Here is a 20,903-nt window from a genome sequence, read left to right as displayed (position 1 = left end):
CACTCAGGAGAATCACACACCATGTCGCACAACCTCGAAGGCAAGACCGCCATCGTCACCGGCGGAGCCAACGGTATCGGTTTCGCCATCGCCCAGCACCTCTCGGACGCCGGCGCGAACGTCGTCGTCGCCGATCTCGACGCCGCCGCAGCCCAGGCCGCCGCCGACCAGCTGGCCAACGCCACCGCCATCGCGTGCGACGTCCGCGACGAGGAGCAAGTCAAGTCGCTCGTCGAGCAGACGGTCGCGACCTACGGCGCACTGCACGTGATGGTGCCGAACGCGGGCATCGGAGACTTCTCGCCGATCGTCGAACTGGATCTGAAGACCTGGCGGCACCTCATGTCGGTGAACCTCGACGGAGTCTTCCTCTCCATCCGCTACGCGGCACCGGCGATCATCGCGAGCGGCGGCGGCACCATCGTGAACGTCGCCTCGGTGACAGCTCTGGCCGGCACCCCGCTCATCGGCACCTACAGCGCCTCGAAGGCCGCCGTCGTCAACCTCACCAAGACGGCTGCCATCGAACTCCGCGCCCACGGGGTCCGCGTGAACGCGGTCCTCCCCGGCTTCATCGAGACCCAGCTCGTCACCGCCCAGGTGCAGGGCTTCGAGGAGAAGCTCGGCCTTCCCGAAGGCGGCTTCGCCGGCATGATCGCCCAGGGTCAGGGCCGGTTCGGCACGGTCGACGAGGTCGCAAAGGCCGTCCTGTTCCTGGCGGGCGAGGACTCGTCGTTCTGCAACGGCAGCGGCGTGGTCCTCGACGGCGGCCTCAACGCCGGCCTGTTCTGAGGAGACGACCCGATGCCGAACCCGTACCTGCCCTGGGAACGTCCCGCCGAATGGGGCGACCGCCCATGCCTGCGCGACGACCGCGAGGAGTTGACGTACGACGACTTCGCCGCCCGAGTCGCGGCCGCCGCCGAACAGTTCGCGGACCTCGGTGTCGCTCGCGGCAGCGTCGTCGCAGTGATGCTGCCGAACCGGATCGAGCTGCTCACCTCGATCGTCGCCGCGTGGCGCCTGGGTGCCACCGCGACACCGATCAACCCCGTGTTCACCGCCACCGAGGCCGAGTATCAGATCCGCGACGCCGACGCCGCCCTCGTGGTCGCGAACGACGCCACGGCGCCGACCGCCGGTCGGACACTGCTGCAGGTCGACGACCTGCGGACCGTCGCCCAGCGCCCCGCCGCCGCACCGATCACCGACAACAACGCGCCGGCCCTGCTCATCTACACGAGCGGATCCACCGGCAAGCCCAAGGGCGTGATCCTCACCCACGCCAACGTCTCGGCGATGTCGTCGATGATGGACGACTCCTTGAGTCTGAGTTCGGAGGACCACTGCCTCCTGGTCCTCCCGCTGTTCCACGTGAACGCCATCTGCGTCAGCTTCCTTGCGACGATGCGCAGCGGTGGTCGTCTCTCGATCCTCAGCCGGTTCCACCCGGTCGAGTTCATGACCGCGATCCAGGAGTTGCGGCCCACCTACTTCTCGGCGGTGCCGACCATCTTCAGCCACCTGCTGGCACTGCCCACCGAGATGGAGTTCGACACGTCGTCGGTCCGGTTCGCGATCTGCGGAGCTGCCCCCGCCTCCCAGGAACTGCTCGAGGGGTTCGAGGCCCGGTACGGGTTCCCGCTGCTCGAAGGCTACGGACTCACTGAATGCACGTGTGCCGCGACCGCCAACCCGATCGACGGTCCGCGCAAGATCGGCACCGTCGGCGTCGCACTCCCCGGCCAGACCGTGGGAATCATGGGCACCGACGGCACCCTGCTCCCCGCGGGCGAGCGCGGCGAGGTGGTCATCCGCGGCGACAACGTGATGCTGGGCTACCTCAACCGTCCGGACGCCACCGCCGAGGCCCTCGGCGACGGCTGGCTGCACACCGGCGACGTCGGGATCCTCGACGAGGACGGCTATCTGCGCCTCGTCGACCGGATCAAGGACATGATCATCCGCGGCGGCGAGAACCTCTACCCGAAGGAGATCGAGACCGTCTTGGCGCACGACCCCGCCGTCGTCGAGGTCGCCGTCGTCGGCCGCCCCGACCCGGTCTACGGAGAGGTCCCGGTCGCCTTCGTCGCCCTGCACCCGGAACGCACCACCACCGTCGAGGCGTTGCGCGCCCTCTGCGCGGAGCACCTGACGAAGGTCAAGGTTCCGGTCGACATCACCGTCCTCGAGACACTGCCGAAGAATCCCGTCGGCAAGCTCGACAAGCCCACCCTGCGCAAACACAGCGCATCCGCCACTGCCTAGGAGGCTGACATGGGATTCTTCACACCGGAACCGGAGCCGATGCCCGCAGGCGAGTTCCTCACGCTCCCGCTTCGCGAACGCCTGCGAGTGCTCACGACGTCGTGGGTGACGCTGGGATTCAACACCCCGCGCATGCTCCACGTGGTCTACGTCCTCAAGATGCTCGGCCTGTATTTCGCGGTCGGTCTCGCGATCACGTCGTGGACGACGTCGGGCGTGGAGTTCACCGATCCTTCGACCTGGTTCACGCACATCGTCGTCTATCAGAAGCTCGCCGTGTGGCTGATGCTCCTCGAGGTCATCGGTCTGGCCGGCGCCTTCGGTCCCCTCTGCGGACACTTCGTCCCGATGCTCGGCAACATCCGCTTCTGGGTCCGGCCCGGCACCATCCGGATGGCGCCGTGGGCGCGGAAGGTCCCCTTGACCGGCGGCGACGAACGTACCGTGGTCGACGTCGTCCTCTACCTCGGGGTTCTCGCGAGCCTGGTGTACCCGTTGGCGATCAACGCTGTCCCCGTCACCCACGTCCCGGACGGCACCACAGCCCAGGAGCTGATCCCCGCCTACGCGTTCATCCCAATCTTGGTCCTGATGCCGCTGATGGGTCTGCGCGACAAGGTGATCTTCCTGGCCGCCCGTGCGGAGCAGTACCTGCCGATCATGCTGTGGTCGGCGATCCTCGGAGCACTCGTCCTCCGCGACGGCGCCACCGAAGCGGACTTCGTCAACCTCGTCATCGTCTTCAAGATCATCATCGTGATCGTCTGGGTCTGCGCCGGCGTCTCGAAGCTCGGCGAGCACTTCATCAACGTGATCCCGCCGATGATCTCGAACAGCCCCGGCCAGTTGAACGTCGTGAAGAAGGCCCACTACCGCGGGGCACCCGACGACCTGCGCCCGAGCCGACTGTCGTGGTTCATGGCTCACGTGGCGGGCACCGCGGTCGAGATCGTCATCCCGCTGCTCCTGCTCGTCACCACCAACGCGACGGTGGCCACGGTCGCCGCACTGCTGATGCTGGTCTTCCACATCTTCATCACCTCGACCTTCCCGCTGGCCGTTCCACTGGAGTGGAACGTCTACTTCGGTTACATCGCAGTCGTGCTGTGGGGCGGTTTCGGCGCCGGCTTCGACGTCGCCACATACAGCATCTGGAACTTCCACAACGCATGGATCCTGATCCCGGTGTTCGCGCTCGGCCTGTTCGGACCGATCCTCGGCAACCTCCGCCCGGACCTCGTGTCCTTCCTGCCCTCCATGCGGCAGTACTCGGGCAACTGGGCCTCGGCGGTCTGGGCGATGAAGCCCGGCATCGAGGAACGTCTCAACGAACTGCCCCTGGTCGAGAACCAGATCGACCAGCTTCAGCGCATGGCGCCGACCCCGTACCCGCTCGACGAGGCCGACCGGACCGTGCAGAAGGCCATCGCCTGGCGGTCGATGCACAGCCAGGGCCGCGGACTGCTGTCGGCGATGTACGAGCACCTCGACGACATCGAGGGTCGCACCATTCGCGAAGGCGAGTTCATGTGCAACACCATCCTCGGCTGGAACTTCGGCGACGGTCACCTGCACGACGAGCGGCTGATCGCGGCGGTCCAGAAGCGCCTCGACCTGAAGCCGGGCGACCTGGTCGTCACCTACTGCGAATCGCAGCCGACGCCGTGGAAGACCAGCACGCCTCAGCAGTACCGGGTCATCGACGCCGCGCTGGGCGTCGTGGAACGCGGAAGCTGGCAGGTGCCGGACTGCGTCAACGAGCAGCCGTGGCTGCCCAACGGCCCCGTCCCCCTCGCGGTCTCCTGGACCGCCCCGGGCTACGTCCGCCAGAGCACCCTCACCGGTGGCTCGGCAGGCCGGACGACCACCTGACGACAGCAGTCACACAGCGGCAGCGGACCCAGCGGGGCCCGCTGCCGCTATCCGTCTCATTCGGTAGGTGTGCGTGACCGGCTCTCAGCCTCCGCTCTGCAGCGCCGCACCCATCGCCGCGATGAGCGCCTGCAGTCCTTTGTACGGCCGGACGATGACGGTGAAGTCGACGATCAGGCCGGCGTCGTTCCAGGTGATGATGTCGACGCCCTCCAGCGAGAGTCCGTCGACCTCCGCGGTGAACTGCAGGACCGCTGAGTCCTCGGCATACCACTGCCTCCGATAGGTCAGCGTCGGACCGAGCACTCCCAGTGCGGCCCACAGGTACGCGAAGGTGACATCGCCGCCCTCCTGCGGTGTGTGGACGGCCGGCGACTTGAAGACCGCGCCCGGGGCGATCAACCCGCGCAGTCGTGCGGCATCAGGCTCAGCGATCAGGCGGTGCCACTCCTCGATCACGGGCGGCATGGTCTGGGACGGTGTCATCTCGTGCCTCTCTTCGACGGTCGTCTCGACTGTAGGCAGGTCGGAAGGTGTCATTCCGTTGAATGACACGACGGAACGCCTAGACCTTCGTATCCGACGTACCCAGCACACGGATTGACGAAGGGTACAAAGATGCGAGTTCGTACAGCCATCAGCGCGATCGCGTTCTCAGTCATGGCAGCCACGATCGGTGCCGGAGCCGTCGGGAGCGGACAGGCGGCGGCCCAGCCGTCACCGTCGTTCGGATCCTCCTCGGCGTCCTGTGCCGAACTCCCGTCGCGCGCCGTCGACGCCGCCGTCCATCGACTGCCTGCCCCGTTCCCCGGCCGCGACATCGCTTGGCGCGTGTACAAGCAGGGCTCCTCGATGGACTGCTCCCTGAACTGGGTTCAGGTGTTCCCGGAAGGCGCCACCGGTAGCTCTCCGACGCAGATCCTGTTCTTCGACCATCACCGCTACGTGAACACCGCGACCCCGAAGTCGACGGCCTTCACCCACGTCAGCGGCAGCGCCTGGCCCGGCGAGGTGACCGTCGAGTTCCGGTGGCTCATCGGCGACGACACCACGGCGCACCCGCGCGGTCACGCGACCGTCCACTACCAGCTCCTGCCGTTCATCCCGCCGTTCCCGATCGAACCGCTCCCGCCGCAGGTGCTGCGGTAGCGGAACGCAGAAACCCGGAAGCGAGATTCGCTTCCGGGTTTCGTTTTCTTACTGTGGACGCGGGTGGACTCAAACCGAACACCTGGCAGCGGTTCGAGCGGCTGAGTTCCGCGTGGAATCAGGCGAAGCTCGTGCTCGGCGATCAGCCGGACGGTGCCGCTGACGATGAGCCGGGAGTCGTCGCGAACCCTAGGAGACGAGCTAGAACACCCCTCACGGAGAGCCAAGTGGACGCTATCCGAACAGCCCGCGCGAACGGTGAGAGCGTGGTCTCGATCTGTCGGCGGTTCAACGTGCATCGGATGACCGTCTGGACGCACACGAGAGACTTGTTCTGACGTCTCCTTGTGCTGCACACTCCGAGGTGACCGTGCACGAGCTGCGGCACACGAGCGTTGCTGAGTCCGGAGGCTTGTCGGCTTGACTTGCGATAATGGCACCGTGAAGTTTAAGCGCCGCAACCTCGAAGCTCTTGCTGACCTCATCGTGGGCAACACGGGCCGTGACGACGCCGAAAATGAGGACGAAGCCAAGTACTTCCCCTACCGGTCCAGCATGTACATCACCTCGTTCTTCCAAGAGCTGGAGACGGAGTACCAGCATGACGGTTCCACTCGCCACCGCTGGGTGGCAGATGTGCTGGAACAGATGCTGGCCGAACCGCACGACGGACCCAACCGCCCGCCAGAGATCTTCTGTCGCCTCATCGATCAGCTGATGAGCCCGGCCGATCGGCTCAACGAAGGGTCAGACCGTCCACGGGCGCTCGCGCAACTCAACGAGGTCCTTGGCCGCGAAGGTTTCGAGGCATTCTATGGCGAGGACAACCACTGCTATCTGCGTCATGTCGGCACCCAGACCGTGACCATCCTTGCCACCAACCCCCACCGACCCTTCAGCAAGGCTGAGCTGGAACGGCGGCAACTCCTGACGGCGTACCTCGACCAGTGCAGCGAGGATGACCTCATCGAGGAGGTGCTACTCCCGATGTTCAGACAACTTGGCTACCACCGCATCACGGCCGCCGGGCACAAGGATAAGGCTCTGGAGTACGGCAAGGACATTTGGATGCGCTACACCTTGCCGACGCAGCACATTCTCTACTTCGGAATCCAGGCGAAGAGGGGCAAGCTCGACGCTTCGGGGGTAACCAAGACGGGTAACGCCAACATGGCTGGGATCCACAACCAGGCGCTCATGATGCTGGCGCACGAGATCTTTGACCCCGAGACCAATCGTCGCGTACTGGTCGATCATGCCTTCATCGTGGCGGGTGGCGAGATCACCAAGGCGGCGCGCAACTGGCTCGGCAACGCACTCGACGCCCACAAGCGCAGCCAGATCATGTTCATGGATCGCGACGACATCTTGAACCTCTACGTCGTCGCAAACCTACCGCTACCAGAAGGTGCGTTGCCGCCAACGCCAACCAGTCCGTGGTCCACGAACGCCGAGACTCCGTTTTGAACCGCGACGGCGTTCGCCACGGCATCGGTGCGACGAAGCCAAGTTGACCTACGCTGCTAGCCTCGGCTGGCTAGCAGAATCGAGGAAGGAGTGCGGTGAATAATCACTTTCAAAAGGCAGGTGAGTTCCTGCGAGATACTGTGCAGGAGTCTGCTCGACAGGTATTGAGCGATCATCGTGATGACGGCCACATAAGGGGTTTTAGTAGCGCTGCTGGTATAGCCTTGCGCCGAATTCAAGAGAAGCTTGATGCGTACAGAGAACAGATGAAGGGTCCAGGTCTGTCCAAGTCTGAGCAAGCGAGCTACGCGCAACTGGACGAACTGAAGTCTGAGATCGAGGCGGAATGCGACCGCTACTGGCGAGGCAGCGGCATCGACTGGAGACCTCTAAAGCCGGTCGCCAAGGGCGTCGTCAAGCGAGCCAACGAATCACAGTCTGACGACTGAAGTGATGTCTCGCTTCTAGTTGGGAAGGCTGGGATCCTCGTGCAAAGTCGTACGCTGGCATCTCCGTGTCCTCTCCGACTGAGTCATCTCGACACGAAATCTAGATAATCGCGTCCTGCATGACCAACATGTGATTCATAATCGACAACTCCTTGACCTTGCCAAGCCCGGGAAAGTGCTGACGCTGATACAGATCGCGGAACCCGTCGATTCCTAGGTTTGTTGGGAGCGACCTTTCGTCAACGAAGTCGATGAGCTTCTCAAGGGCCTCGAAGAACTTCCCAGCCGGGTCATCCTGAGTCTCATTGCTTTCAGAGCAGAAGTGCTTCAGACGGACGACATCACCTGATTCATAAGTGAAGTGAATAACTACCGCATAGGCTGGACCGCCGCCTGGCTGATATCCCCTTCCAAGTGTGAGGAAGTCGCTGACGCCGAGGTAACCTGCGCTCTTGTAGCCAGCAACGCGAGTGCTGAAGATCCCCTCTTCACGACCGACATACTCTCGATTGCGCGGCAAGGAAGGAAACGGGTCGTTCGCCCAGACCACCGGAAGGCCTCCGAGGGGCAGACCATATGACGCCGGGACCGTCCGATCTTCGGCAATGTTCCATCGAACTCCGTGATACGTCGCACCTTGCAGGGTCACGGAAAGATCCAGTTCATGAACGATATCGAGCGTGAACTGGTGCCCAGCGCCCCTAGCCTCACTGATCCAGCGCGACATCGCTGCGTGATCAGCGTCGGCATTGGAGAGGACGGCAAGTCCGTGGTGCTCGAGAAGAGCGTTCTCAAGGTAATAGTCGCCAAGTTCTCTCCAACTACCCTTCGAACGTAGATCACCGACCGAAGGGTTAAGGACGAGGTCACAACTGGCCCCCTCTTCGGCTATCGCTCCCAGCCTGCGTGTGAAGAGGTCATTTGGCGCGGCCACCGGCTCAAGAATCGGTGTGACACGCGAAGATGCAGCGAAACTTGAGGCGCAGTTTCGAACAGCAAATACCTCGTGCTGTCGTGCCCTCAGCCTAGGCATATACATTTGCAACCTCCTGGTTCATCCAGTCTTGAAGACTGGATATCTGCTGCCTCGTCGGATCGAGCTTCAATACGGCGGGCCGCACCGGTTCGGGCAATCGAGCGATCAATGTACGGCCAGCCCGCGGCTTTCGCTCTCTCAGCTGATCGGCTACCGCGTTGTGGAAAATCAGCGGGTCCAGATCTCGGGAAGCTGCTAGTGCGTATGAGAACACCCGCGTGTTCGGGAGATCGGGAACAGTAGAGCCAAGAGCAGACAGGACTCTGAGATACTCTGCGCGACGAAGTGACCGCATTAAGACCTCTGAATCAAGGTATTCACGGCTAAACTCCGCATCGCGGACAGTCTCCACGCGACCGTTCGCATCAAGCCAGTGAAGACCGACAGTCTCGAACTCCCGGGCAGCGAGCACTCGTTCCACTACGCGCTTTGATGCCATAACAGATACCAAGGGTGCAATTTTCCTGTAGTCGTGTAGTTGGCTATCGAGTCGGGAAGTGTTGTCGAGGTCGCTCTTAATCTCGACGGCGTGCAACGTGTCTGTCACGGCCAAGAAGTCGACGATGGAGCGGCCGACCCTGAACTCCGGAAGGAGGATGCCGTCGCTCCAGGGGATCATCTGACCGAGAACGGCTCTGCGGTAGACGAGATCGTTACGGTAGTGGCGCGAAAGCCATCGGTCACATCGCCAGATCAGAGTACGAACGGTGGATGCACCGGTGGCTAGACCACTCGCAACGAGACTTGAAATGGTGCGATTCGCTAACTTCGATGCTGGGCCGTCTCGCATCGCTGATCGGAGGACGGGTGCCGAAAGCAATGCCGAGGCCGCTGCCGCCTGGCTCTCTACAACGCTCATGATTTGGCCTCGTTCGGGGGTCCGTACATCAGCCAGTCGAGGGTCACGGCCAACTTGGCGTACTGCGTGAGGTAGTAGGACTGCTGACGATAGCTTCGGTTGTTGTTCAGGTACTCTCGCAAGCCCTCACCGTCGCGGGTCTCGTCGAGCAAAGACCAAGGGTGGCCAAGAATCCAGTCCTCTCCTTCGCGATCGAGCACGTCTTGAAAGGTCACACCATCCGGGAGAGAGCGTTTTCCCAGGTTCTTGGTTTCTCGGGATATATAGGAATGAATTTTGGATGGGACCTCAACCTGCGGCAGCAAGCTCCCCGCCTCGTCAAGGAATCCACCTTGCCGGAGATGCTTCCAGTAGGGCACATACCAGTTGCTAGCGAAGGAACTCCCGAACGCCTCCGATATCACCTGGTCACTGGGAAGCCCACGGTCTGGCGAACCAAGCACATCATCAACAAGGTCCCAGCGAGACAGGCCAATGATCCCTTTGACTGTCATCTTGGCACCAACACCAAACACCACGTCGAGTTGATCCGAAGCTGACTCAATGTCGGAAACCTGCACGAGTCGACCGTCAGGATCGTTGCTCTTCACGAGTTCGTAAATCTGATTCTTGAGCTGACGTAGAACACGAGCCGGAAGCGCCCTCTCCTTGATTCCTAGCGCTCGAAAGACGTCGATGAAGTCAGGGACAACGATCTCAAATGCCTCGATTTGACCACCTTCGATCTGCACGGTTCGAGAGCGAATCTCTGGGGAAGCTTCCGAGTCCCAGTTGACGAAAAGAAGGCGCTCCTTAAGCTTGCTCGCGTTGGTGCCACGCATCGCCTTCACCAGCGAACGAAGTATCTCAAGTACGTTGTTGTCGCTCAGGCTGTAGCCAAGGAAAACGATCGGGTGCTCGACGAAGAAGGTCATCAGCTTGGCGGCAAGGTACGCATCTCGCTCTTCAAAGTCCTCGTAGTCCTCCCCCGTCAGAACGAGTGAACGCGGCTGCTGCGAAGACCCGTGAATCATGTAGATTTCCGCGATACCTTGTGGATCGGCAAACAGCAACTCATCTTGGCCAGTAAAGACGGTGTAGTCAGGGTAAACAACGGACATCAGCCTGTCGAAGTTGGTCGTTATCACTCCTTCGACATTTGCGCTCTGCAAGAGCGAGAACTCGGAAGCGTACTCGGCCGTCGGCTCGAATCCTTCAATCGCTTCTTCGAAGTACCTTGCCACTTCGATCTTTAGCGCTGATGAGGGATCAGTAACCTCAATACCATACCTGTCTCTCGAATCTGAGAATCGCTTATCGGACCACCACACCGAGTAGAACTCGTTGGCTAGCCTCAATCTTTCGTCGGGGGCTTCTCCTGTCCTGAGCGGTTCGGATTGATTGCGGCAGCGCTGATTATGTCGGTCGGGTACGACAGGTCTGCCGGGTGCCGCCGGTTCGCGGCCGGGTTTCACGGGCCCGGAGAGGGTGCCTTTCAGATCGTTCGGATAGGAGCGGTGTGCTGGTCAGCTGCTGTTTGTGAAGGCGTCGAGGCGGTGGAGTCCGGTGATGAGCAGGCCCGTGTACTTGGCGCGGGTATCGAACCGAATTCGCCGCCGGCGGGCGTGACGGGCCAGACGAGCTGCGATCGAGAACAACCGAAGTCGCAGCGTCTTGAGTTCCCAGGTTCGCGTGTTTGTGCTGGTGAACGCCAGCAGTTGCATCCATGCGTTCAGGTCGAACGCCAACGCCACGATCGCGGTCCAGATCTGGTTCTGCGCGAACGAGTGCAGCGGCAAGTTCATCAGGCCGCAGTCTTTGCTCTGCCGGATCCGATCCTCGCACCGAGCGCGTCGGCGGTGCCGCAGTTCCAGGTCGGCGTGCTGCCCGAGTTTGGTATTGGTCGCGAACGCGGTCAGCCGCCACCCGTTCCGGTCGGTGATACGCAGTTGTGCACCGGGGTGCGGTTTCTCCCGCCGCACGATCACTCGCATCCCGGGCGGCCATCCCGTCAGGTCTATGACTCCGGTCAACTCGGCGACGTCAGCACCTTCGCGCGGCTCGCGGTCACTGTTGTAGGCCGGGGTCCATGCCTGTTTCGGGAGTCGGTCGATGATCTCACCGAGCCGGGCGTCCAGACCGAACCCGACCGAGTACGAGAGTCGTTGTTTATGCAGGTAGTCGAGGAAGTCGTGGGTGGCGCCCGCCGAGTCGGTGCGGATCAGCACCTTCCGGCCGGGACGTGCTGGTAGACCTGGGATCTGTGCCAACACGGTGCGGGTGGTGGCGATGTGATCGGCGGCGGTGTTCGATCCGGCGTTGCCCGGCCGCAGCAGGATCGTCCCGGCTTCACCCGCACCGCCCGGTCCGTGGTCGATGAACGCGGTCATCGGATGAAATCCGTAGCCGCCCTTGTAGTTTCCTGCTGCCGCTTGCTTGTCGGAGTGGGCGGTGACCAGAGTCGCATCGAGATCGATGACCAGCGGATTCCTCGCCGAGATGCCGTGGTTCGGAGCGGCTGTGCCGGCCAGAGACCACACCCGTGCCCGGGTCGCGGCGCGCGCAGCAGCGATCGCTGACATGGCCTCGACTGGCGTGGCGGCGAGGGCGGAGATCAGGCGAGACACGGTCGGGTCGGAGGCGACATGCCCGAACGCCTCGGGGTGATCGCGGACGGTGGCAATGTCGGCGAGGCAGTCGCCGCCGGCGACCAACGCCACCGCGAGATCGGCGACGATCTTGCCCGGATCGTGCCAGGCCAAAGGTTTGCGCCACGGCGCCAACGCTGTCGACAACTCTGTTGCCAGGCCGCTGACCTCGACTGTGCGGGTCAGCAGGATGGTTCCGGCGTGGGACACGAGGTTCTTGCCGTCCCCGGCGGCAAGGATCTGTGGGTAGAACACGGTAGAGTTGCTCACCAGGAAGGTGCTCCTTCGCTCTGACGTAATCGGACTGTCGCAAGAACGATTATCGCAGGTGAGAGCACCTTTCTTCATGCTTCAGGCCGGGCGAGTCGAATTCACCGATGAAAGGCGGAGGCTAGTGGTATCCGCTACCGGGTTCCCGGGGTTCAGCGGCACCCACGCCGCACCGGCGCGCCAGATTCCCAACACGCACAGCCACGACGCCGGCGAGTTCGGGGACAGGACTGCAACCTTGGCTTCGCGCTCCAGGCCCAACGACAGCAAGCCGTTAGCCACTCGGTGCGTGAGCCGACCCGCCTGCTCGTACGTCCAAGTCTCTTCACCCATTTGATAGGCGACTGCGGTCGGGTCCATCGACCAACCGCGATCAAAGAAGTCGGTAATCATTCTTCTATTCACTTCCCAGGATGATGACGCTGGCTACGGCTTCTTCGCCGCGATGGAATCCGCCGCCGTTCTCGGCCAGCGCGATCCGCGCTCCCTCGACCTGACGACTGCCGGCCCGACCGCGGAGCTGTTCGACCAGCTCGAAGACCTGCCCCAGTCCGGTGGCGCCGATGGGGTGTCCCTTCGACTCCAGACCACCGGACGGGTTGATCGGGATCCGGCCCCCGATCGTGGTATCCCCCCGCAACGCCGCCGGCCCGCCGTCGCCCTCGGGCACCAGCCCCATGAGCTCGGACTGCAGCAGTTCGCCGAAGGCGGTGGCGTCGTGCACCTCCGCCACCGAGACCTCTTCGGGCCCCACGCCGGCCTGCTCGTATGCCTTCTGAGCGGCGCGCGAGCTGACGTGGTTCTCGAAATTTGTGATGTCGCGGTCGGTGCCGGTCGCCACCGAGAACGCGAGGACCCGCACCGGCACACCGGCGGCACGCAAACGCTTGAGGCCCGCCTCCGTGCACACGATGGCAGCGGCCGCACCGTCGGTGACCGGGGAGCACATCGGCACCGTGATCGGAGGGGCCAGCGGACGGGCCGCCAGCACCTCCTCGATCGTGAAGTTCTTGCGGTAGAACGCTCGTGGGTTATCGATGGCGTGAGCATGGTTCTTGGAAGCAACGGCGGCGATCTGTTCTGCCGTAGTGCCATACAATCCCATGTGCGAACGCGCCATCGCGGCGTAGATGTCCATGAAGATCGACCGTCGGCCAACGTCCGAGGTGTCCGACGCTCCGCCGAGGATCGCCAAATCGCGATCCAGACCCGCTCGATCGTTCACGTCGAATCCGCCCTCGAACACGGCCATCGCCGCGGCCGGATCGTCGGTGTGCATCTTCTCGACACCGACGGCGAGCGCGACATCGGCGAGCCCGGCACGAAGGTGTGCACACGCCAGTGCGAACGCGGATGCGCCCGTCGCACACGCATTCTCGACGTTGAACACCGGGATCGCGCCGATTCCCATCTCACGCAGCGCAATCTCACCCGGAACGGACGTCTGCCCTTCCAGACGGCCCTGGGTGGCAGTTCCGAAGAATGCCACGTCGAGCGATCCGGTTTCGGCGCCGGCGTCCGCCAAGGCGTCGCCGACTGCCGAGGCCACCAGCTGTTTAACGCTGAGGGCTCGATGCACACCGAACTCCGTCATGCCAACGCCGGCCACCCACAATTGCTCTACTGAACTCACGTCAGCTCCGTTCTAGAAATTGTCGAGCGATCAGGAGGCCGGCGGCAGGTACACGGTCTGCAGGTGCTGGCACGACGCCAGACCCTCCGGTCCGAGTTCGCGTCCGAGACCGCTCGCCTTCATGCCGCCGAACGGCGCGACCGGCTCGGTCATGAAGTGGTTGATGCCGACGGTGCCGGCCTCAATGCGACGGCTCAGCTCCCGGCCCTTCTCCTCATCCGAGGTCCAGATAGTTGCCGCGAGACCGTACTTGGTCCCGTTGGCGATGCGGACGGCATCGTCGATGTCGTCGTAGGGCATCACCAGGACGACGGGGCCGAAGATCTCTTCCTGCGCGATGGTGCTGTCGGGTTCGACGTCCGCGAACAGAGTCGGCTGCACAAACCAGCCCTTGTCGAGACCCTCCGGACGATCGGCGCCACCGACGACCACGCGGCCACCTTCTTCGATGCCCTTGGCGATGTAGCCCCGGATGCGGTCGAGCTGACGCTTCGATACCACCGGGCCCACCTGGGTTTCCGGGTCCAGCGCGTCGCCGACCTTGACGCTCGAGAACAGTCCGGCGAGGGTCTCGACGACCTCGTCGTAGCGCGACCGCGGGGCGAGCACCCGCGAGCTCAGCACGCACGTCTGGCCGTTGTTCACCAGCGTCGCGACGAACAGGTTCTCCACGCTCGCCGCGAGGTCAGCGTCATCGAGGACGATTCCGGCAGACTTGCCGCCGAGTTCGAGGGTCACCGGTCGCATCAGTTCACCGCACTTGGTGCCGATCTCCTGACCGACTGCCGTGGACCCGGTGAAGCTCACCTTGTCGATGTCCGAGTGAGCAACGAGGTGTGCTCCGGTGGCCCCGCCGCCGGGGACGAAGTTGATGACGCCGTCAGGAACGCCCGCAGCCTGGATCGCCTCGGCCATGATGTACGAGTCGAGCGAGGTCTCGATGCTCTGCTTCATCACGACCGTGCAACCGGCAGCCAGAGCCGGTCCCATCTTGGTGGCGCAGATCAGGTTCGGGTAGTTCCAGGGAATCACCATGCCGACGACGCCGACGGGCAGGTGGCGGACCACTGCGCGGCCGCCGAGGACGCCGGGGCGAACCTCTTCGAACTCGGTCGTGCGGGCGAGCTCGGCGTAGTAGCGGTAGATTCCGGCGGGCAGTGCCGACTCCAGCTGGTGCGCGAGGGTGATCGGCATGCCGTTCTGCTGCGCGACGAGCGGAGTCAGCTCCTCCACTCGAGCCTCGATTTCGTCGGCCAACCGATCCAGGACCTCGGCGCGACGGGCGGGCTCCCAGGTCGACCAGCCGGTCGGATCGTCGAAGGCCGAGCGCGCTGCGGCGACCGCGGCGTCGATGTCGTCAGTGGTCGTAGCCGGAATGCGACCGATGACCTCCTCGGTGCTCGACGAGATGATGTCGACAGTTTCCGTCGAGGCCGGCGGGACGAACTTGCCGCCGATGAAGAGAGTGTCGTAGACGTGCATGGTGAAGTCTCCTGAGTAAGAACGGGAAAGGAAGTCGGGTCAGTTGTCGAAATTGATGACGCCGCGGAGGTTCTTGCCGGCCATCATGTCGTCGTAGCCCTGGCCGATCTGCGACAGCTGGTACTCGGCCGTGACGATGTCGTCGAGCAGAAGTTGGCCGTTGCGGTACAGGTTCAGCAGGCTGACGATGTCCGCCCGCGGATTGCGTGCGCCGTACAGGCTGCCCACCAGGCTCTTCTGGTACAGCATCAGCTCCGCGAGCGAGATATCGGCGGACGTCGAGGTGAACGGCGCAGAACCGGTGACCACACCGATGCCGCCCTTGCGGACCATACCCAGGGTCGGGGCGATCATGTCCCCGCTCACGGCACCGACGGTGAGGATGGCCGAATCGGCCATGACACCGCGAGTGAGCTCGGCCGCGAGTGCGGTGGCTTCCTCGAACGTCGTGCAGAAGTGCGTCGCACCGAGGACCTTCACGGCGTGTTCTTTCTCCGGCACCAGGTCGACGGCGATGATGTTCGCGGCACCAGCGATGCGCGCACCCTGGAGAGCACCGGAACCGATTCCGCCGCAGCCGATCACGATCACCGTGTCGCCGGGCTGCACCTTGGCCGAGTTGACCGCGGAGCCCCAACCGGTCGTCACGCCACAGCCCACGAGGCAGGCACGGTTGAGTGGAATGTCCTTGTCGACCTTGACCAGCGACTGCTGCGGCACCGTTCCGTACTCGGCGAAGGTCCCCAGCAGGCCGAGCGCGGCAACGTCCTGGCCGCGGGCCCGCCGGCGGAAGCTGCCGTCGAGCATGGTGCCCTGGAGCATCAGTGCACCGTTGTCGCACAGGTTCGACTGTCCCGTCGCGCACCAGTGGCACTTGCCGCACACCGGAATGAACGCGCAGACCACGTGGTCGCCCGGCTTGAGGTCGTGGACGCCCGGCCCGACCTCTTCGACGATCCCGGCGCCCTCGTGACCGCCGACCATCGGCGTGGCCGTGGGCATCGATCCGGTGCGCGCGTGCTCATCGGAGTGGCACAGGCCGCTGGCGACGTACCGGACGAGGACCTCGCCCTCCTTGGGCCCGTCGAGCTCGACTTCCTCGACGCTCCAGTCGTCGTTCCAGTTCCAGAGGACTGCTGCATCCATCTTCATGGGGGTTCTCCTTGGTTGCCCGGCTCAGCGGGGGTTGATGTGCTGAAAATGAGTGTGCTGGGTCTCACCTGCGAAAGATTGGACAGGAGCGTCACCACACTGAACCCGCGCGACAGGTTGCGAATGCGCTGCTCAGACCGCCCGATCGACCGTCCCCACCACTCCGCCGCAGGAGCCCGACGTGAACCTGCGCGCCAGGCGCCTGAACCTGCGCGACAGAGGTTGAACCGGTGCCGTGATGCAAGGCACACTGGTTCAATAGTGGTGACCAGGAGGTGATTCGCATGCTCGGAACGGACGTGTCTCGGCTTGAGGCGATCCCGTTCGACCAACGGATTTCGCTCTGGGAAGGCAAGATGGCCACCGTTGGAGTGCCGCTTGCAGTCCGCTCTGCCGAACCGACGAGCCGACCTCGACAGGAGGGAGTCTCGTACCTCGGCATCAACGAGCTTTCGATAGTCGAGTTCGTGTGTGGCCCGATGTCTGTGGCGCGGACCAAGTCCTTGATCGCCGACAGCGACGATCACTTCGCCGTCCTCATCGCCATCCAAGAGGGCGACGAGGTCTTCACGGTCGGCAACTCGCGCATGGAACTCACCGCTGGCGACATGGTGCTGTGGGATTCTCACCAACCCGCCAAATTCGAGATCGACAGGATGGTCCGGAAGCGGTCGTTGATGATCCCCGGCCAGGTCTTCGACCTCATTCGCGGCCCCAAGACCCGATCCGGGAAACTCCTGAGCTCCCCGGCGTCCCAACTGCTGGGCGACTACCTCGGGGTGCTGACGAACAGTGTTCAGGCGCTGCCACAGCAGTCTCTGTCGTCTGCGCGCAACGCGACCTTGGAACTGATCGCGGGCATGTTGCGTTCCGAGCCCGGCGGCGAACCGGGCGCCGGCACCGCAGTGGCGCTGCGTACTGCGATCGAGAGCTGGATCGACGCCCACCTGCGCGACAATGCCATCACTCCCGCTCAGGTCGCGGCCGCGCATTCAGTATCGGTGCGCACCGTCAACCGAGTGTTTGCCGAGAACGGTGACACCCTCGGAGCAGTGGTGCGACGTCGTCGGCTGATGCGGGCACGCGCCGATCTCGAGGCGACGCAACACTCCGTCGCAGCCATCGCGGCACGGTGGAATTTCTCCGACGCCAGCCACCTGACCCGGTCGTTCAAGCAGCAGTTCGGGTTGTCCCCCTCGGCTTTTCGCGCAGAATTGCGAGATCGCACGACCGAGGTCACGGCGACCGAGTTCACCGCCACAACAGGCGAGCACCTCCTCCTCCCGGCCTCCTGACCGGCCCCGTCTGTCGCACTGACCTTCGGGTTGTCGACCTGTCTCGCGGAAGTCCAATGCAGTGGCGCAGCCGTCCAAGCCAAGGGTGACGTGATCCAGCACACTGAGTGAGCCCGGTCGATTTCGCCCGACCGCACTGCTCGGCTGATTCAGCCGCACGAACTCCGCACCGATCTCAGGAGGCTTGCGATGTCTACCCCTACGTTCTCCGCGCACTACAAGCTGCTTCACGACTACTCCCCCTCCGGCCCACTGGTGGCACATCCGCCGGCCAGCACCGACGGCTACACCCGCATCACCGTCAGTCCCCTGTCACCGACCATCGGCGCCGAGATCTCTGGAGTCCGCCTCGGAGGCGACATCGACGAGGACACTCTCGCCGAGATCCGACGCGCTCAACTCGACTGGAAGGTGCTCTTCTTCCGAGACCAGGACATCACCCGTGTCGACCAGCGAGAATTCGCGAAGTTGTGGGGCGAACTTGAGCAGCACCCGTTCTACAAGCACCTCGGCGACGACCAGACCGACGTCGACGTGCAGACCCTCGACCGGAGCATGGCCAACGGCGGCGGCGTGGAGAACGGATGGCACAACGACGTCTCCTGGCACACCCACCCGTCGCACGCAGCCGTCCTGCGCGCGGTCGAGGTGCCGCCGGTCGGCGGCGACACCCTGTGGTCCGATACCGGTGCGGCGTACGACACCCTCCCCGAGGAGTTGAAGGAACGGATCGAGCATCTCGTCGCCGAGCACGACTGGATGGATGTCTTCGGTGTCGCTATGCCGCCGGAGACCGCAGAAGCTCTCCGCCCGCACTTCCCGCCCCAGCACCACCCCGTGGTTCGGGTGATCCCCGAGACCGGCCGCAAGGTCCTGTTCGTCAATCTCGCCTTCACCACCCGAATCCTCGGCGTGTCCGACGATGAGTCGACCGACATCCTCACCCGCCTGTACCGGCACGTCGCGCGGCCGGAGTTCCAGGTTCGCCTCAAGTGGCAGCCGAACACGATCGCGTTCTGGGACAATCGCACGTGCCAGCACTACGCCGCCAGCGACTACTTCCCGATGCCGCGTGTGATGGAGCGGATCTCGATCGTCGGCGACGTTCCGATCGGCGTTTCCGCCCGGTAGCACCCACCGCACGACTCATCAGCGAGGCCAGGTTCCGAGCTTCACACGGAGATCAGGACCCGGCCTTTGCTGTCTGGTGGGGTCGGAACCTCACTACTTTTCGACCGCTCAGCGACCTTCCGCTGGCCTAGACATATTCCGCACGTGCGTCACGACACCCGGCCGGGGTGGTGATTTCAGCACGGGCCGCCGCCTACACACAGGAGTTGACCAGCATGGATCTCATCGCGAAGCACGATGATCTCCGTTCGTCACCAGAGTTCCACCGTGCCGTCGAGGTCTATCGGTTCTTCTACCCGATCGTATCCGCCGAAGCGGCCCTGGAAGGGCACCGGAAACTCGGCCTCGCCGACAACCGGGATGCCTACCTCGTCGCCTTGACCCCCAGCACCACCGCATTCACCGGCAACTCCGACACCCCCTATCTCACGATGAACCTCAATCTGCGGACCGCAGGGCCGATGGTGGTCGAGATACCGGCGGGTCCATACATGGGTTTCGTGAACGACCACAATTACCGTGCCGTCCAGGACCTCGGGCTGGCCGGCCCCGACGCGGGCAGTGGAGGTCGCCATCTCATCCTGCCGCCGGGCTGGGAAGGCACCGTTCCGGACGGGTACCACGCAGTTCAGGCACGGACCTTTGAGCTGTGGCTCCTGGTCCGGACAGTACCGGCCAACGGCCAGGTCGACGATGCCCTCGCCGCTCTGCGCCTGCTGAATGTCTACCCGATGGCGGAAGCGTCCGCACCGCCGTCCCTCGCATTCGTCGACGATCAAGACATCCACAACACCCCGGTGCCGTGGGAAGACAACATCCAGTTCTGGGAGCACCTGCACCGGGTGCTCTCCACCGAACCTCCGATCGACGAGTACCGCGTCATGTACGCCCTCGCGGCGAGTCTCGGCATCACGCACGATGAACCCTTTGCGCCGAACTCCTCTGAACGCGAGTTGCTCGAGCACGCGGCCCGGGCCGGCCGCGACGCACTCCTGGCCAGCGGGTACGCCAGCACCCGGGCCGAACGGGTCGTGTGGGACGACCGGCACTGGGAATGGCTACACATCGGTGGCGACGCGAATTTCGAGACGTCGCACGGCATGGACCTCGAGGCGCGAGAGCGCTGGTTCTCACAGGCCATCGGCGTCACGCCGAAAATGCTGCTCCGCTCCCCCGGCGTCGGTTCGCTCTATTGGTCTGCTTATCGCGACAGTGCCGGCGCCTTCTTGGTTGGCGGGAAGTCGTACCGCCTGACGGTTCCGCTGCCGGTACCGGCCGGGCAATTCTGGTCGATTACCATTTACGACTCCGCGAGCCGATCACAGATTCGAACGGCGCAGGGTAAAGCCGCACTCCGCTCAGTGGTCGAATTGACCGAATCGACCGGCAATGAATCAGTCGATCTGCATTTCGGGCCGGTGCAGCCGAACGGAGGAGCCGATCGCTGGATACAGACCAATCCCGGCGGTCAGTGGTTCGCTTTCCTCCGCATCTACCAACCTCAACCGTCAGCATTCGACGGCTCCTGGCGCCCAGGCGATTTCGTGGAAACCACCTGACCTGATTCTCGCCTTATCGGCGATAGCGCCACACACAGAAGTGCCCGTCCGCGACGGTTAAATGCACGGAATTGGCGCACAAATTCAATCCGATTCTCATCGTGATGCAGAACACTAAATCTGGACCTCCTAGTGCCGATTGGCGTGAATATGGCACCCGACGCCGTCAATGCCGAATCGCCGCGATCCCCCACAACTGCGTCATCCCGTCATTCTCAGAAAAGAGCCAGAAATGACCGCTATAAGAATTCCCACTAAAGACACGACGAGCGCGCCCCCGGACCGCCGGAGGGCATGGATCGTCACCGGAATGCTGTTGCTTTTCATGCTAATCAACTTTGGCGACAAGGCCATACTTGGTTTGGCCGCTAAACCCCTGATAGCCGACCTTGGACTCACCGCCGAGCAGTACGGCCTGCTTTCCAGTGGCTTCTTCGCGCTGTTCAGCATCTCGGCGATTGTCGTCGGCTTCGTTGCGAACCGGGTGCGATCGAAGGTCCTGCTTTGCGTGATCGCCTTAGCCTCAATCTTTCGTCGGGGGCTTCTCCTGTCCTGAGCGGTTCGGATTGATTGCGGCAGCGCTGATTATGTCGGTCGGGTACGACAGGTCTGCCGGGTGCCGCCGGTTCGCGGCCGGGTTTCACGGGCCCGGAG

19 protein-coding genes are annotated in these 20,903 nt (G+C 63.5%); 10 read left to right on the top strand and 9 right to left on the bottom strand.

Features of this window, described 5'->3' with window-relative positions; genetic code table 11:
* The first annotated feature begins 21 nt into the window (after nt 1–21).
* From ACH46_RS00365 to ACH46_RS00355, 3 genes are read left to right on the top strand one after another with little or no spacing between them, the layout of a single operon-like run.
* Nucleotides 22–792 (top strand): SDR family NAD(P)-dependent oxidoreductase, encoded by a 771-nt coding sequence (locus tag ACH46_RS00365; RefSeq protein WP_062391189.1) that lies wholly within the window; start codon nt 22–24, stop codon nt 790–792.
* Between the two features lie 12 nt (nt 793–804).
* Nucleotides 805–2,268: a class I adenylate-forming enzyme family protein gene (locus ACH46_RS00360; protein WP_062391188.1), complete on the top strand. Its 1,464-nt coding sequence runs from the start codon at nt 805–807 to the stop codon at nt 2,266–2,268.
* Between the two features lie 9 nt (nt 2,269–2,277).
* Nucleotides 2,278–4,140, top strand: coding sequence for a DUF3556 domain-containing protein (locus tag ACH46_RS00355; protein ID WP_062391187.1), 1,863 nt, complete (start codon nt 2,278–2,280; stop codon nt 4,138–4,140).
* A gap of 84 nt (nt 4,141–4,224) precedes the next feature.
* Here the strand turns inward: ACH46_RS00355 and ACH46_RS00350 are convergent, their stop codons facing one another.
* Entirely contained in the window at nt 4,225–4,626 is a 402-nt protein-coding gene (locus ACH46_RS00350; RefSeq protein ID WP_062391186.1) for a nuclear transport factor 2 family protein, read from the bottom strand.
* A 174-nt stretch (nt 4,627–4,800) separates the two neighbouring features.
* Here ACH46_RS00350 and ACH46_RS00345 point away from each other — a divergent pair, with 174 nt between their 5' ends.
* The 3 genes from ACH46_RS00345 (at nt 4,801) to ACH46_RS21170 (ending at nt 7,205) form a co-directional block, all read left to right on the top strand.
* Complete coding sequence (locus ACH46_RS00345; protein ID WP_157850975.1) at nt 4,801–5,289, top strand: LppP/LprE family lipoprotein; 489 nt, start codon at nt 4,801–4,803, stop codon at nt 5,287–5,289.
* A 441-nt stretch (nt 5,290–5,730) separates the two neighbouring features.
* A complete protein-coding gene (locus tag ACH46_RS00340; protein ID WP_062391184.1) occupies nt 5,731–6,756 on the top strand; it encodes a PDDEXK family nuclease in 1,026 nt (341 codons plus the stop codon).
* Nucleotides 6,757–6,851: 95 nt separating this feature from the next.
* A complete protein-coding gene (locus ACH46_RS21170; RefSeq protein ID WP_157850974.1) occupies nt 6,852–7,205 on the top strand; it encodes a hypothetical protein in 354 nt (117 codons plus the stop codon).
* Nucleotides 7,206–7,305: 100 nt separating this feature from the next.
* On the opposite strand, the gene ACH46_RS00330 is transcribed toward ACH46_RS21170, so the two are convergent.
* From ACH46_RS00330 to ACH46_RS00300, 8 genes are all read right to left on the bottom strand, one after another.
* The gene (locus tag ACH46_RS00330; protein ID WP_226995896.1) at nt 7,306–8,238 is read right to left on the bottom strand and encodes a sce7725 family protein; all 933 of its coding nucleotides are present in this window, start codon (nt 8,236–8,238) and stop codon (nt 7,306–7,308) included.
* Nucleotides 8,231–9,100, bottom strand: coding sequence for a sce7726 family protein (locus tag ACH46_RS00325; RefSeq protein WP_157850972.1), 870 nt, complete (start codon nt 9,098–9,100; stop codon nt 8,231–8,233). Before ACH46_RS00325 ends, ACH46_RS00330 begins: the two co-directional genes overlap by 8 nt.
* A complete protein-coding gene (locus ACH46_RS00320; protein ID WP_157850971.1) occupies nt 9,097–10,554 on the bottom strand; it encodes an SIR2 family NAD-dependent protein deacylase in 1,458 nt (485 codons plus the stop codon). The genes ACH46_RS00325 and ACH46_RS00320 overlap by 4 nt, the downstream gene beginning before the upstream one ends.
* Before the next feature lie 51 nt (nt 10,555–10,605).
* The gene (locus tag ACH46_RS00315; protein WP_062391172.1) at nt 10,606–11,997 is read right to left on the bottom strand and encodes an IS1380 family transposase; all 1,392 of its coding nucleotides are present in this window, start codon (nt 11,995–11,997) and stop codon (nt 10,606–10,608) included.
* 81 nt (nt 11,998–12,078) lie between these two features.
* Entirely contained in the window at nt 12,079–12,330 is a 252-nt protein-coding gene (locus ACH46_RS20715; RefSeq protein ID WP_236995142.1) for an AMP-binding protein, read from the bottom strand.
* Between the two features lie 64 nt (nt 12,331–12,394).
* Nucleotides 12,395–13,630: a thiolase family protein gene (locus tag ACH46_RS00310; RefSeq protein WP_226995707.1), complete on the bottom strand. Its 1,236-nt coding sequence runs from the start codon at nt 13,628–13,630 to the stop codon at nt 12,395–12,397.
* A gap of 30 nt (nt 13,631–13,660) precedes the next feature.
* The gene (locus ACH46_RS00305) at nt 13,661–15,112 is read right to left on the bottom strand and encodes an aldehyde dehydrogenase (RefSeq protein ID WP_062391178.1); all 1,452 of its coding nucleotides are present in this window, start codon (nt 15,110–15,112) and stop codon (nt 13,661–13,663) included.
* A gap of 39 nt (nt 15,113–15,151) precedes the next feature.
* A complete protein-coding gene (locus ACH46_RS00300; RefSeq protein WP_062391177.1) occupies nt 15,152–16,264 on the bottom strand; it encodes an NDMA-dependent alcohol dehydrogenase in 1,113 nt (370 codons plus the stop codon).
* A 479-nt stretch (nt 16,265–16,743) separates the two neighbouring features.
* On the opposite strand from ACH46_RS00300, the gene ACH46_RS00295 reads away from it, so the two are divergent.
* From ACH46_RS00295 to ACH46_RS00280, 4 genes are all read left to right on the top strand, one after another.
* Nucleotides 16,744–17,559 carry a helix-turn-helix domain-containing protein gene (locus ACH46_RS00295; RefSeq protein WP_236995110.1) on the top strand — a complete coding sequence of 272 codons (816 nt, stop codon included), beginning with the start codon at nt 16,744–16,746 and terminating at the stop codon, nt 17,557–17,559.
* 189 nt (nt 17,560–17,748) lie between these two features.
* Complete coding sequence (locus tag ACH46_RS00290) at nt 17,749–18,690, top strand: TauD/TfdA dioxygenase family protein (RefSeq protein WP_062391175.1); 942 nt, start codon at nt 17,749–17,751, stop codon at nt 18,688–18,690.
* Between the two features lie 215 nt (nt 18,691–18,905).
* Nucleotides 18,906–20,249, top strand: coding sequence for a DUF1214 domain-containing protein (locus ACH46_RS00285; protein WP_062391174.1), 1,344 nt, complete (start codon nt 18,906–18,908; stop codon nt 20,247–20,249).
* Nucleotides 20,250–20,559: 310 nt separating this feature from the next.
* Complete coding sequence (locus ACH46_RS00280; protein WP_062391173.1) at nt 20,560–20,805, top strand: hypothetical protein; 246 nt, start codon at nt 20,560–20,562, stop codon at nt 20,803–20,805.
* Nucleotides 20,806–20,903: the final 98 nt, after the last annotated feature.

This window comes from Gordonia phthalatica (assembly GCF_001305675.1).
Classification (GTDB): Bacteria; Actinomycetota; Actinomycetes; order Mycobacteriales; family Mycobacteriaceae; genus Gordonia; species Gordonia phthalatica.
Note: the sequence above shows the minus strand (reverse complement) of the source record. Positions and strands in the feature narration are given on the sequence as shown.